At 69.6% G+C, this 12,501-nt stretch carries 10 protein-coding genes and 1 pseudogene; 7 read left to right on the top strand and 4 right to left on the bottom strand.

The features are described 5' to 3' along the window. The 5 genes and pseudogenes from nifH to ABLE88_RS13370 form a co-directional block, all read left to right on the top strand. Window positions 1-123 (top strand): annotated as a pseudogene (nifH, locus tag ABLE88_RS13390) (nitrogenase reductase); the annotation flags it as partial. Between the two features lie 432 nt (window positions 124-555). Then, window positions 556-1,404, top strand: a complete 849-nt coding sequence (locus ABLE88_RS13385) for an electron transfer flavoprotein subunit beta/FixA family protein (RefSeq protein ID WP_348832177.1) — start codon at window positions 556-558, stop codon at window positions 1,402-1,404. Between the two features lie 41 nt (window positions 1,405-1,445). Next, the gene (locus tag ABLE88_RS13380) at window positions 1,446-2,555 is read left to right on the top strand and encodes an electron transfer flavoprotein subunit alpha/FixB family protein (protein WP_348832176.1); all 1,110 of its coding nucleotides are present in this window, start codon (window positions 1,446-1,448) and stop codon (window positions 2,553-2,555) included. A gap of 12 nt (window positions 2,556-2,567) precedes the next feature. After that, on the top strand, window positions 2,568-3,875 hold the full coding sequence (locus ABLE88_RS13375; RefSeq protein ID WP_348832175.1) for an FAD-dependent oxidoreductase: 1,308 nt from the start codon (window positions 2,568-2,570) through the stop codon (window positions 3,873-3,875). A gap of 27 nt (window positions 3,876-3,902) precedes the next feature. Then, entirely contained in the window at window positions 3,903-4,202 is a 300-nt protein-coding gene (locus ABLE88_RS13370; RefSeq protein ID WP_348832174.1) for a ferredoxin family protein, read from the top strand. Between the two features lie 108 nt (window positions 4,203-4,310). Here the strand turns inward: ABLE88_RS13370 and polA are convergent, their stop codons facing one another. Then, window positions 4,311-7,310 carry a DNA polymerase I gene (gene polA / locus ABLE88_RS13365; protein ID WP_348832173.1) on the bottom strand — a complete coding sequence of 1,000 codons (3,000 nt, stop codon included), beginning with the start codon at window positions 7,308-7,310 and terminating at the stop codon, window positions 4,311-4,313. A 178-nt stretch (window positions 7,311-7,488) separates the two neighbouring features. On the opposite strand from polA, the gene ABLE88_RS13360 reads away from it, so the two are divergent. Next, a complete protein-coding gene (locus tag ABLE88_RS13360) occupies window positions 7,489-8,205 on the top strand; it encodes an SDR family NAD(P)-dependent oxidoreductase (RefSeq protein WP_348832193.1) in 717 nt (238 codons plus the stop codon). A gap of 15 nt (window positions 8,206-8,220) precedes the next feature. Here ABLE88_RS13360 and ABLE88_RS13355 read toward each other — a convergent pair whose 3' ends face one another. Both ABLE88_RS13355 and ABLE88_RS13350 read right to left on the bottom strand, forming a co-directional pair. Continuing rightward, the gene (locus ABLE88_RS13355) at window positions 8,221-9,198 is read right to left on the bottom strand and encodes a magnesium transporter CorA family protein (protein ID WP_348832172.1); all 978 of its coding nucleotides are present in this window, start codon (window positions 9,196-9,198) and stop codon (window positions 8,221-8,223) included. Window positions 9,199-9,457: 259 nt separating this feature from the next. Further along, window positions 9,458-9,670, bottom strand: a complete 213-nt coding sequence (locus ABLE88_RS13350; RefSeq protein ID WP_348832171.1) for a hypothetical protein — start codon at window positions 9,668-9,670, stop codon at window positions 9,458-9,460. A 319-nt stretch (window positions 9,671-9,989) separates the two neighbouring features. Here ABLE88_RS13350 and ABLE88_RS13345 point away from each other — a divergent pair, with 319 nt between their 5' ends. Next, window positions 9,990-10,592 (top strand): L,D-transpeptidase, encoded by a 603-nt coding sequence (locus ABLE88_RS13345; protein WP_348832170.1) that lies wholly within the window; start codon window positions 9,990-9,992, stop codon window positions 10,590-10,592. A gap of 310 nt (window positions 10,593-10,902) precedes the next feature. Here the strand turns inward: ABLE88_RS13345 and ABLE88_RS13340 are convergent, their stop codons facing one another. After that, entirely contained in the window at window positions 10,903-12,414 is a 1,512-nt protein-coding gene (locus tag ABLE88_RS13340) for an extensin family protein (protein ID WP_348832169.1), read from the bottom strand. Window positions 12,415-12,501 lie beyond the last annotated feature (87 nt).

Below are 12,501 nucleotides of genomic sequence, written 5' to 3'. Positions count from 1 at the left end.
AAGGGCATCATCCCGACGCCGATCACCATGGACGAGCTCGAGGACATGCTGATGGAGCACGGCATCATGAAGGCCGTGGACGAGAGCCAGGTCGGCAAGACCGCCGCCGAGCTCGCCGTCTGATCCCGAGGCAAACCCGTGCCCGGCCGGTCCCGAGAGGGGCCGGCCGGTTTCGTTTTCAGGGGCGACGGCGTGCCGACGCCTGCCCCTCCCCACAGGGGGGAGGGGAACAAGCGGCTGCCATGTGCCCGTAGCCCAGCCGCAAGGGGGGCCTCCCGGTCAGGCCGGAGGATGACGGGGGCGAGGAGCGCCCGGCGCCAGGGTGTCGGATCGCCGCCGCGCGGGAGCCCGCCCATCGGCGATCCGACACCCTGTCACCTTCCCGACAAGCCCATTTTCTTTGTCCGCTCCCGACATGTCCTCCCGGCTACGTAAAACGCCGGAGGTCGGTTCGACAATCGCTTGATTTACTTTGTCTATTTACAGCATTCGCGCCTTGGCACGCGCTTTGCTCCCTGGTCCTCGGAGCCCACCGGACGGCTCGGAGCCAAGGTCATGCATTTCGTCGTCTGCATCAAACAAGTCCCCGACAGCGCGCAGATCCGGGTCCATCCGGTGACCAACACCATCATGCGCCAGGGCGTGCCCACCATCATCAACCCGTACGACCTGTTCGCGCTGGAAGAGGCCCTGCGCCTGCGCGACAAGTTCGGCGGCGAAGTGACCGTGCTCACCATGGGCCCGCCCTCCGCCGAGGATTCCTTGCGCAAGGCGCTCACCTTCGGCGTCGACCGCGCGGTGCTGCTGACCGACCGTTTCTTCGCCGGCTCCGACACGCTCGCCACCTCGTTTGCCCTCGCCACCGCCATCACCAAGATCGGCGAGACCTGGGGCGCCCCCGACATCGTCTTCACCGGCAAGCAGACCATCGACGGCGACACCGCCCAGGTGGGCCCGGGCATCGCCAAAAGGCTCGGTCTGATGCAGGTGACCTATGTGGCGAAGATCGCCGCGTTCGACCCGGAAGGCCGCACCATCACGCTCGAGCGCCGGGCCGAGGGCGGCACCCAGGTGCTCAAGTCGCAGCTGCCGTGCCTGATCGCCATGCTGGAGGGCACCAACGAGGTGCGCCGCGGCACCATGGCCGACGCCTTGCGCGCCGCGCGCGCCGAGATCGTCAAGTGGAACGCCAAGGACGCCGGTGTCGAGGACCTCGGCAAATGCGGACTCAAGGGCTCGCCCACCATCGTCAAGCGCGTGTTCGCCCCGGCCGCCCGCTCGGAGAAGGCAAAGCTCATCGAGGCGCCCGAAGGCGGCAGCCTCGCCGAGGCGCTGATCGCCGAAGTGTTCGCCCGCCAGCCCAATCTCGAGGCCGATCTGACCGCGCTGGCGCGCGGTTTCTGAACGCCCCCGCACAGGACGCCGAGAACAGAAAGCCGACCACCATGAGCGAGCCGAAGAAGCCCCAAGCCCCCGCCGCCGGCGGACGCGCGGCCACCAAGAAGGAGCTGCCCGAGCACTTCAAGGCGTACAAGCACGTCTGGGTGTTCGTCGAGCAGGAGCGCGGCCAGGTCCATCCGGTTTCCTGGGAACTGATGGGCGAAGGCAGGAAGCTCGCCGACAAGCTCGGCGTGGAGCTCGCCGCCGTGGTGCTCGGCGCCGAGGGCGAGACGGTGCGGGGCGCGGTGGCCGAGGCCTTCTGCTACGGCGCCGACCTCGTCTATGTGGCGGCGGACGAGGTGCTCGCCGACTACCGCAACGAGGCCTACACGGCGGCCATGACGGAGCTCGTCAACACCTACAAGCCCGAGATCCTGCTGCTGGGCGCCACCACGCTCGGCCGCGACCTCGCCGGCGCGGTGGCGACCACGCTGCTCACCGGCCTCACGGCGGATTCCACCGAGCTCGACGTGGACGCGGACGGCTCGCTCGCGGCGACCCGGCCGACCTTCGGCGGCTCGCTCTTGTGCACCATCTACACGCTGAACTACCGCCCGCAGATGGCGACCGTCCGCCCGCGCGTGATGGCCATGCCCGAGCGGGTCGAAAAGCCGATCGGCCGGGTGGTGGAGCACAAGCTCTCCCTCGCCGAGGCGGACATCGTCACCAAGATCCTGAGCTTCCTACCCGACCGCGATTCCAGCAAGTCGAGCCTGGCCTATGCCGACGTGGTGGTGGCGGGCGGCATGGGGCTCGGTTCGCCCGAGAACTTCCAATTGGTGCGCCAGCTCGCGGCCGCCATGGGCGCCGAGTACGGCTGCTCGCGCCCGCTGGTGCAGAAGGGCTGGGTGGCCTCGGACCGGCAGATCGGCCAGACCGGCAAGACCATCCGCCCGCGGCTCTACATCGCCGCCGGCATTTCGGGCGCGATCCAGCACCGCGTGGGGGTGGAGGGCGCCGATTTGATCGTCGCCATCAACACCGACAAGAACGCGCCGATCATGGACTTCGCCCATGTGGGCATCGTCACCGACGCCATCCGCTTCCTGCCCACGCTGACGGAAGCCTTCAAGCGGCGCCTGTCCCCCCATTCCCGCGACAAGATGGCGAGCTGAGGAGGAATTGAGATGATCGACGAGAAGTTCGACGCGATCGTCGTGGGCGCCGGCATGGCCGGCAACGGCGCGGCCTACACCCTGGCGAAGCGCGGGCTCAAGGTGCTGCAATTGGAGCGCGGCGAGTATTCCGGCTCCAAGAACGTCCAGGGGGCCATTCTCTATTCGGACATGATGGAGAAGATCATCCCGGACTTCCGCGAGGACGCGCCGCTGGAGCGCCACCTCGTCGAGCAGCGCTTCTGGATGATGGATGACAAGGCCCATGTGGGCCTGCACTACCGCTCGGAGGACTTCAACGAGGAGGCCCCGAACCGCTACACCATCATCCGCGCCCAGTTCGACAAGTGGTTCTCCAAGAAGGTCCAGGAGGCCGGCGCCCTGGTGGTGTGCGAGACCACGGTGACCGAGCTGGTGCAGGACGCCTACGGCAAGGTGATCGGGGTGAAGACCGACCGCGGCGGCGGCCAGATCCACGCCGATGTGGTGGTGCTGGCGGAGGGCGTGAGCGGCCTGCTCGGCACAAGGGCCGGGCTGCGCAAGATCCCGAAGCCCACCGACGTCGCCTTGGCGGTGAAGGAGATGCACTTCCTGCCCCAGGAGACCATCGAGGACCGCTTCACCCTGAAGGGCGACGAGGGCGTCGTGATCGAGGCCGCCGGCACCATCTCCCAGGGGATGACCGGCATGGGCTTCATCTACACCAACAAGGAATGCATCTCGCTCGGCATCGGCTGCCTGGTCTCGGACTTCCAGAAGACCGGCCAGTCGCCCTACCAGCTCCTGGAGAAGTTCAAGCGCCATCCCTCCGTCGCCCCGCTCATCGCCGGGTCGGAGGTGAAGGAATACGCCGCGCACCTGATCCCCGAGGGCGGCTACAAGGCGATCCCGCAATTGTTCGGCGACGGCTGGGTGGTGGTGGGCGACGCGGCCCAGCTCAACAACGCCATCCACCGCGAGGGCTCGAACCTCGCCATGACCTCGGGCCGCATCGCCGCGGAGGCGATCTTCCAGGTGAAGTCGAAGAAGGAGCCGATGACGGCGCAGAACCTCTCGCTCTACAAGAAGATGCTGGAGGACAGCTTCATCATCAAGGATCTGAAGAAGTACAAGGACATGCCGCAGCTGCTGCACATCCAGTCCCAGAACTTCTTCCTGACCTACCCCCAATTGGTCTCCAAGGCGATGCAGAGCTTCGTGCGCGTCGACGGCACGCCGAAGATCGAGAAGGAAAAGATGACCCTGAAATCGTTCACCTCGGCGCGGTCGTGGGCGGGCCTGTTCGGCGACGCCTTCCGCCTCGCCCGGGCGTGGCGCTGAGTTGAACCGGAATCCGAGGAGAGGGACATGGCCACTGCCGATCTCGCCGTCCGCGTTGAGGACAAGCTGTTCCAGAACCGCTATCTGGTGGATGCGGGCCGCTGCCACATCAAGGTGCGGCCCCACACCACCCCCAGCCCGGCGCTGACCGCGCTGCTCACCGCCTGCCCGGCGCGCTGCTACGAGCTCAACGCCAGCGGCCAGGTGGAGATCACCGCCGACGGCTGCGTCGAATGCGGCACCTGCCGCATCATCGGCGAGCCCTCGGGCGACATTGAGTGGAACTATCCGCGCGGCGGCTACGGCGTGCTGTTCAAGTTCGGCTGAGAACCGGAGCGGCGTCTGCCGCGCGTCGCCCGGCCGACACCGCCTTCGCGCCCGCCCGGGCTCTCCCTTTCCTTCGGGGAGGGAACCACGGCGCGGCTCGGCCTCTTCTCAGTGCGCCTCTTCCCAGTTCCGGGCGGCGCGGCCGTCGACCTTCAGCGGCACCGCGAGCGCAACCGCCGGCGCCGGCGCGCTCTCCATCACGTGGCGCACCACGGGCAGCGTCGCCTCCGCCTCGCCCTCGGGCACCTCGAACACCAGTTCGTCGTGCACCTGCAGCAGCATGCGGGCGGAGAGCTTCGCCTGCGCAAGCGCATCCTCCATGCGCACCATGGCGCGGCGGATGATGTCCGCCGCCGTGCCCTGCAGGCGGGCATTGATGGCGGCGCGCTCGTTGAAGGCGCGGATGGAGGGGTTCTTCGCCGCGATGTCGGGATAGTGGCAGCGCCGGCCGAACAGCGTCTCCACATAGCCGTGCTCGCGGCAGAAGGTCTTGGTCTCCTCCATATAGTCGCGGATGCCGGGGAATCGCTCGAAATAGCGCTTGATGTACTGCCCCGCCTCCTCGCGCGGGATGGAGAGCTGGTTGGCGAGGCCGAACGCCGAGATGCCGTAGATGATGCCGAAATTGATCGCCTTGGCGCGCCGCCGGATCTCGCCCGGCATGTCCTTCACCGGCACGCCGAACATCTCCGACGCGGTCATGGCGTGGATGTCGAGCCCCTCCTGGAACGCCTGGCGCAGCGCCGGGATCTCGGCGATCTCGGCCAGCAGCCGCAGCTCGATCTGCGAATAGTCGGCGGAGATGAGAAGGTTGCCCTCTTCCGCCACGAACGCGCGGCGGATGCGCCGACCCTCCTCGGTGCGGACGGGAATGTTCTGCAGGTTCGGATCGGACGAGGACAGCCGCCCGGTGGTGGTGGCGGCGAGCGCATAGGAGGTGTGGACGCGCCTGGTTTGCGGATGCACGTAGTTTGGCAGCGCGTCGGTATAGGTGGAGCGCAGCTTCGCCAGCTGGCGCCATTCCAGGATCTTCTGCGGCAGCTTGTGGCCAGCCTCGGCCAGTTCCTCGAGCGCGGTCGCCTTGGTGGACCACATGCCGGTGGCGGTCTTGGTGCCGCCAGGCAGGCCCATGCGGCCGAACAGGATGTCGCCCATCTGCTTCGGCGAGCCGACGTTCAGCCGCTCGCCGGCCAGCTCGGCGATCTCGTCCTCCACCCGCGCCGCCCCTTGCGCGAACTCCGAGGACAGGCGCGCCAGCATGGCCTTGTCGATGGCGATGCCGCGCGCCTCCATGCGCGCCAGCACGCCGATCAGCGGCCGCTCCAGGGTCTCGTAGACGGTGGTCCGGCCCTCGGCGGCGAGGCGCGGCTTGAGCACCTGCCACAGGCGCAGCGTCACGTCCGCATCCTCGGCGGCATAGTCGGTGGCGGCCTGGAGCGCCACCTTGTCGAAGGTGATCTGTCCCTTGCCCTTGCCCGCCACCTCCGTGAAGGCGATCGGCTGGTGGCCGAGATGCAGCACCGACAGCTCGTCCATGCCGTGGCCGTTGCGCCCGGCATCGAGCGCGTAGGACATGCACATGGTGCAGTCGATGGGCGCCACCGCAATGCCGTGGCGCGCCAGCACCAATTGGTCGTACTTCACATTGTGCCCGATCTTGAGGACGCCCTCGTCCTCCAGCACCCCCTTGAGCGCGGCGATGGCCTCATGGCTCGGGATCTGGCCCGGCAGCAGGCCCTCGCTGAACAGGCCGTCGCCCGCCCCCTGGTGCAGAAGCGGGATATAGCAGGCCGCGTTGGGGCCGAGCGCCAGCGAGACGCCGACGAGGTCCGCCTGCATGGGATCGAGCGAATTGGTCTCGGTGTCGAAGGCGACATAGCCCTGGTCCGCCGCCTTGGCGCACCACGCCTTCAGCTCGCCGAGGTCGGTCACGGTGCGGTAGGCCTTGCGGTCCACGGGCATCGCGCGCGCCGCCTGGGCGCGGGCGCTCGCCAGCGCGGCGGGAGAGAGCTTGCCCGCCGCCTTGGCCTCCGCCGCCGTGCCGTCCGGCGCCGCGCCGGCATCGCCTGCCAAGGGCGCCGCTTCGGCCTCGGGCTCGGCGCCGGGCGCGAACAGGCCGCCGGAGGGCGCCAGCCTCGGGTCCGGGTCCACGGCCCCCGCCTCGACGCCATAGGCTTCCGCCACGCGCCGGGTGATGGTGGTGAACTCCATCGCCTTGAGGAAGGCGATGAGCTGCCGGGCGTCCGGCGCCTCCAGCACCAGATCGTCGAGCGGCACCTCGAGCGCCACGTCGCGCACCAGCGTCACCAATTGCTTGGAGATGCGCGCCGCCTCCTGGTTGGCGATCAGCGATTCGCGCCGCTTGGGCTGCTTGATCTCGCCGGCGCGGGCCAGCAGCGTCTCGAGGTCGCCAAAGTCGGCGATCAGCTGCGCCGCGGTCTTGACGCCGATGCCGGGCACGCCCGGCACGTTGTCGGTGGAATCGCCCGCGAGCGCCTGCACGTCGGTGACCTTCTCGGGCGGGACGCCGAAATATTCCAGCACCTCGCCGACGCCGATGCGGCGCTCGGGGCGCGCGCCGCGCCCGCCGCTCTCGCCCGAGGCGGGATCGTACATGGCGACCTTCGGCCCGATGAGCTGCATCAGGTCCTTGTCGGCGGAGACGATGAGCACGTCCGCGCCTGCCTTCACCGCCTGCTCGGTATAGGTGGCGATCAGGTCGTCGGCCTCGTAGCGCGCCTGCTCCACCGGGATCAGGCCAAAGGCGCGCACCGCCTCGCGCATGAGCGGAAACTGGGGGATCAGCTCCTCGGGGGGATCGGAGCGGTTGGCCTTGTAGGCGGGGTAGAGCTCCTTGCGGAAGCTGTCCTCCGACTTGTCGAAGATGATGGCGAGATGGGTCGGCGTGATGCCCACCGCGCCGTCGCGCACGAACTGGAACAGCTTGGTGCAGAACAGCCGCACCGCCCCGGTGGGCAGCCGGTCCGAGCGGAAATTGTACTTCCGGTCCTGGTTGATGGACTGGAAGTAGGCGCGGAAGACGAAGGAGGAGCCGTCCACCAGGAAGACGTGGTCACCGGGCTGGACGGGTCGGGGCGAGGGGGACATGGGCTTCCGGCGCTCGTGAAACGAAGGGGCGCACGATGCCCGAGGGGGGCGCGGCGAACAAGCCTGCCGGACGCCGCCCCCGCGCTTGACCTTTCGCGCGCACGGGTGCTGCTTGTCGGCGCGAGACAACAAGGTTCCGCACGAGGACAGAATGACCCCCGAAGAGCCGCCGCGCATCATGCTGCTCACCGGCGCATCCCGCGGCATCGGGCATGCGACGGTGAAGCGATTCTCGGCCGCGGGCTGGCGCGTCATCTCCTGCTCGCGCCACGCCTTTCCCGAGCAGTGCCCCTGGGGCGCGGGGCCCGAGGACCACATCCAGGTGGACCTTTCGAGCCCGCTGAGCACCAAGGCGGCGGTGGACGAGGTCAAGCGCCGCCTGCCGGACGGGCGGCTGCACGCGCTGGTGAACAACGCGGCCATCTCGCCCAAGGGCGCGGGCGGCTCGCGGCTCGGCACCCTCGACACCGATCTCGAGACCTGGGTCGACGTGTTCCAGGTGAATTTCTTCGCCCCCATCATCCTGGCGCGCGGGCTCTCGGCGGAGCTGGAGCGGGCGCAGGGCTCGGTGGTGAACGTCACCTCCATCGCCGGCTCGCGGGTGCATCCCTTCGCCGGGGCGGCCTACGCCACCTCCAAGGCGGCGCTCGCCTCGCTGACGCGGGAGATGGCGTCCGACTTCGGCCGGCGCGGCATAAGGGTCAATTCCATCGCCCCGGGGGAGATCGACACCGCCATCCTGTCGCCGGGCACGGAGAAGATCGTCGAGCAGATCCCCATGCAGCGCCTCGGCACCCCAGACGAGGTGGCGAAGATCATCTACGTGCTGTGCACCGAGACCTCCTCCTACCTCAACGGGGCGGAGATCCACATCAATGGCGGCCAGCACGTGTGAGCGGCCGGCGCCGGCTCACAGCCAGCCGCGCCACTTGAAGAAGACATATGGCAGGATGCCCGAGATCACCATGGCCACCAGCGCCGCCGGGTAGGCGTAGGTCCAGTCGAGCTCAGGCATGTGCTGGAAGTTCATGCCGTAGATCGAGGCGATCAGGGTCGGCGGCATGAGCACCACCGAGAGCACCGCGAAGATCTTGATGATGTTGTTCTGTTCCAGGCCCACCATGCCGATGGTGGCGTCCAGCAGGAACTGGAGCTTGTCGCCGAGGAACGCGGCATAGTCAGACAGGCCCGCCACGTCCCGGCTCATGGACTTGATGGCGGCCCGCTGATCCTTGGTCACCTCCGCCGCGTCGGTCTCGGTGCCGAGGAAGGAGAGCAGGCGCTGGAACGAGGCGAGGCTCTCGCGGGCGGAGGAGACGAGCCCTTCCTTGCGGCCGATCTGGGAGAGGATGGCGCGGTAGCGCTGGTTGGCACTCTCGCCCACGGGGCCGCGCTCGAAGATGCGGCGGGAGATACGCTCCACATCGGCGCCGATCTGCTCCAGCACGTCGGCCGCCCGGTCCACCACCGCATCGAGCAGATGCAGGAGCACGCCCTCGCCGTCCACGCTCTCGGGACAGGCCTTGCCCAGCCTGTGCTTCACGGTGGCGAACGGGCGCGGATCGCCGTACCGCACCGTGACCAGCAGCTTGGCGGTGAGAATGAAGCTGACGGCGGCGGCCACGGGGGTCTCGGTATCGGCGCCGCAGACGATGGCCGCGGTCATGTAGCGCGCGCCATTCTCGCTGTAGAGCCGGCTCGACTGCTCGATCTCGCCCATCTCCTCGCGGGTGGGGATCTCCACGCCGATGGCCTGCTCGATGATCTTGTCCTCGCCCTCGGTCGGCGAGACCAGATCGAGCCATACAAAACCCTGCGGCAGGGCGGCCGCATCCGGCACGGGAACCGCGATGAGGCTACCGTTCTCCGGGACATAGGCTGTGAGCATGGAAAATCCTCGGGACTCGGGGAGCGTCCTCGCAGAGCACGCGCCGACCTGCTTGCGATGCAAGCTGATCGGATAACGCGTTCTCCATTCTTAACCTAGAGGGCGATGCGCCGATCAGATTGAGTCCATCTGATCGGATCGCGCTCTGGCGCGCTCCTTGTCCGGAGAAATCGGGCGGCGGCGGCGCCCCCGCGCTCGCTTCATCGCCGTCCCATCAGGCCCGTGCGGCGGCCGGTCCGCCGTCGGGCGCAGGCGCCCCTCAGGCCGCGAAATACTCGATGTCGCGCAAGGTCACGATACGCTTCTGCGCGCCCTCGGCCTCGGCGGCCCGCTTGTCGCTGCTCTGGTGCGCCGCGGCGGCCACGGCCGAGATTCCGATCGCGCCCCACTGGGACGCCTGCTGCGCCTGGGCGCGCTTCAGTTCGGCTTCACGGCGCTGGCTGAGCCCTTGCGACGGCTGTTCGGTCGACATGTCCCTCTCCTGATCCCAGCGCCCCGATACGTGGAACGCCTTACTGCAAGACCTCTCTCAGATGGCCATGGACTGCGTCAAAACTGTGCAATCGCTGCGGCCACCCGAAGGTCATTCCACGATCAGAGAGCCAAATGCTTGCGAAATAGCGAATCTTTCAAGCATTGGCGGCGCTGTGCTGCATTTTTGCAACACTGGTTGAGAAGACGTATCCGACGCAACGGCATCCCCTTCAAGCACGGCGGTGCATGGGTTAATCCATGTATCGATCCTTTTTCGATTCCCCTCTTCGGAGGGTTGAGAGACGCACGAGGCGCAGATGATGTGGCGGGCGGTTGGGGCACTTCTGCTCGGTTTGATGCTCGGTGGCTGCGTGTCGGAGACACTGGCGCCCACCCCCGAGACGGCCCTGAAGCCGCGCGACAAGCAGCTTCTCGCGCAGGCGCCGTATCCCAAGGTGAAGCCGGAGGGCAGGCTCGCCCGGCACATCGTCGACTATCCGACCGGCAAGAAGCCGGGCACGATCATCGTCGATACGCCCAACAAGTTCCTCTATCTGGTCGAGGACAAGGGTAAGGCGATCCGCTACGGCGTGACCGTGGGCGAGGAGAGCCTCGCCTTCCGCGGCCAGGCGAAGGTCGGCCGCAAGACCGAATGGCCGAGTTGGACCCCGACCCCGGAGATCCACCAGCGCATTTCCGGCCTGCCGGCTTATGTGGGGCCGGGTCCGCACAATCCCATGGGCGCCCGCGCGCTCTATCTGTACCAGGGCAGCCGCGACACCCTGTTCCGCATCCACGGCACGAACCAGCCCGAGCTGCTCGGCCAGGCCATCTCCTCGGGCTGCATCCGCATGCTGAACGAGGATGTGATCGACCTCTACAACCGCGCGCCCGTCGGCGCCGACGTGGTGGTTCTCTGATCGTCACCCGCTTCGAGCGGGGACGGATGCACTGAGGGCGCGGCTTCGGCCGCGCCTTTTTGCTGTGCGGGCCGGCGCGCCGTCCGGGGCAGTGCCCGCGCGGCGCGGCCGAGGGGGCGGGCCGTCGGTCCGCCGGTGACGCTGGCGCACGCCGCCGCGCTCGCCCTCGCGCCGCCCGGCCCGCGTCCCGCGCGCGGATCGGGATATGCTCGCTCTTTCTTGACCTTAGAAGGGGAGCCCCCGAGCAGGCCGGAGCCATGTTCGCGGGAAGCGCGCAGGGCGGCGATCTGCCCGCCAGACGGATGGCGCCCTACCCGCCTCCGGCCGCGCCGGCCGGCGTGCCGGATTGGGCGCCCTTCGGATCGGCGGCGGGCGCGGCGCCCCGGGCCGGGCCGTCCTTCCGCCCGCTTCTGGCGCCGGCGCCTTTGGGTCCCGCATCCTGGGCGGCCACGCCTTTGGGCGCGGTCCCCTTGCCGTCCGCCCCCTTGCCGTCCGCACCCTTGCCGTCCGCCCCCTTGCGGGCGGCGCCGCCCGCCGCATTCCGGCCCGCAGCGCCCGCCTGCGGCTTGGCGCCGGAGGCACTCGCGCGCCCGGCCGCGTCCTGCGCCCGCTCGGCGGCGACCGCCGCCGCCGGCTCCGTGCCCTCGCCCGCGCTCGGCACCTCGGCCTCCTCGTCCGCGGCGCCGGACGCCGGTGCCGCCTCGGCGGGCCTGGGCTTCGGCACTGGTGCGGCCACCACGGGCTTGTCCTGGATCTCCCAGCGGCACAGCTTGTAGTCGTTGCGCCGCGCGGCGATGTCCACGTGGATGTGATCCTCGTGATAGCCGTCCGACCCCGGCCCGAGCACGGTGGAGAAGCGCCGGCAGGCGCTGTCCTTCATGAGGTTCTGCAGGCTCAGCGGAAAGCCGCCGCCCTCGACCTCCAGCCGGCGGCGGTCGGCCACCTCGAACCCGCCCACGTCCAGCGCATTGCCGTAGCCATGCTCGCTCATGCGCGCGCCGAGCACGCGGTTGCGCGGGCGGCAGTCATAGGACGCCGCCACCTTCACCGCCTCCACCCGCGTGCCGAGGGCGGCCACCGCCGGCGCCACGTCCTCGCGCACCCAGGCCGCCACCGCCAGCACGGTCTCGCAGCGCAGGATCGCGGCCGGCTTCAGCGCCGCCATGCGCCCGTCCTTGAGCCGGATGGCGCTGAGCCGCACCGGATCGGCGAGGTCGCAGCCGGGCTTGGAGGTGAAATCGGGCTCGATCTCGGCGGCGATGGCGCCCGCCTCGACCAGCGCCACACAGGCCGCCGGAAGCCGTGCCGGCCGGGCTGGCGCGGGCGGCGCCTCGCCCGCCGGCCGCGGCGTCGGCAGGGGCGTCGGCAGGGGCGCGGAGGCGGGGGGCAAGGAGGCGATGGCGGGCGCCTGCGGCGCGGCCGGCGGATCGGCGAGGGCCGCCGGCGCCGGCCCGAACAGAGGCGGAAAGGCAAAGGCCGGCGGCGCCTGCGGCGCGGGCGCGGCGCGCGCCTCCTGCTGCCGCTCCGCCTCGGCGTCCAGCTCCAGGAGCTCCGGCGGGCGCGGGCGCGGCAGGGGCGCGACATCGGTGGACAGGCGCGGCCGGGCGGCCGGCCGCGCCGGCGGCCGGGGCCCGGGGAGCGGGGCGGAGGGCACCGAGGCGGCGGAGGGGGAGGCGGCGGGCGCCTCGGGCTTGGGCGGCGGCAGCGGCGCCTGCGCACGCGCCGCCGTTCCCGCGATGGTGATCGCGGCCGCCGCCAGAAGCACCTTGAGGCCGGGCGCGCCGCCGGCCCCTGGACGGCATCGCGATGTCAATTGCGCCATGCTAGGAAACCTGAAGCCGATCCGCCGGGAAGGCAACAAGCGGGCCGGTGGTCGAACCCGCCCGCGGGGAACGGCCGGCCGGTGCCG

It is taken from the genome of Xanthobacter luteus (genome assembly GCF_040049235.1).
Classification (GTDB): domain Bacteria; phylum Pseudomonadota; class Alphaproteobacteria; order Rhizobiales; family Xanthobacteraceae; genus Xanthobacter.
This window is presented reverse-complemented; position numbering and strand designations above follow the sequence as displayed.

Coding starts and splice junctions, on each gene's coding strand:
- ABLE88_RS13360 (WP_348832193.1), top strand. CDS start 7,489: ATGCTGCTCACCGGCGCATCCCGCGGCATCGGGCATGCGACGGTGAAG.
- ABLE88_RS13370 (WP_348832174.1), top strand. CDS start 3,903: ATGGCCACTGCCGATCTCGCCGTCCGCGTTGAGGACAAGCTGTTCCAG.
- ABLE88_RS13345 (WP_348832170.1), top strand. CDS start 9,990: ATGATGTGGCGGGCGGTTGGGGCACTTCTGCTCGGTTTGATGCTCGGT.
- ABLE88_RS13350 (WP_348832171.1), bottom strand. CDS start 9,670: ATGTCGACCGAACAGCCGTCGCAAGGGCTCAGCCAGCGCCGTGAAGCC.
- ABLE88_RS13385 (WP_348832177.1), top strand. CDS start 556: ATGCATTTCGTCGTCTGCATCAAACAAGTCCCCGACAGCGCGCAGATC.
- ABLE88_RS13355 (WP_348832172.1), bottom strand. CDS start 9,198: ATGCTCACAGCCTATGTCCCGGAGAACGGTAGCCTCATCGCGGTTCCC.
- ABLE88_RS13380 (WP_348832176.1), top strand. CDS start 1,446: ATGAGCGAGCCGAAGAAGCCCCAAGCCCCCGCCGCCGGCGGACGCGCG.
- polA (WP_348832173.1), bottom strand. CDS start 7,310: ATGTCCCCCTCGCCCCGACCCGTCCAGCCCGGTGACCACGTCTTCCTG.
- ABLE88_RS13375 (WP_348832175.1), top strand. CDS start 2,568: ATGATCGACGAGAAGTTCGACGCGATCGTCGTGGGCGCCGGCATGGCC.
- ABLE88_RS13340 (WP_348832169.1), bottom strand. CDS start 12,414: ATGGCGCAATTGACATCGCGATGCCGTCCAGGGGCCGGCGGCGCGCCC.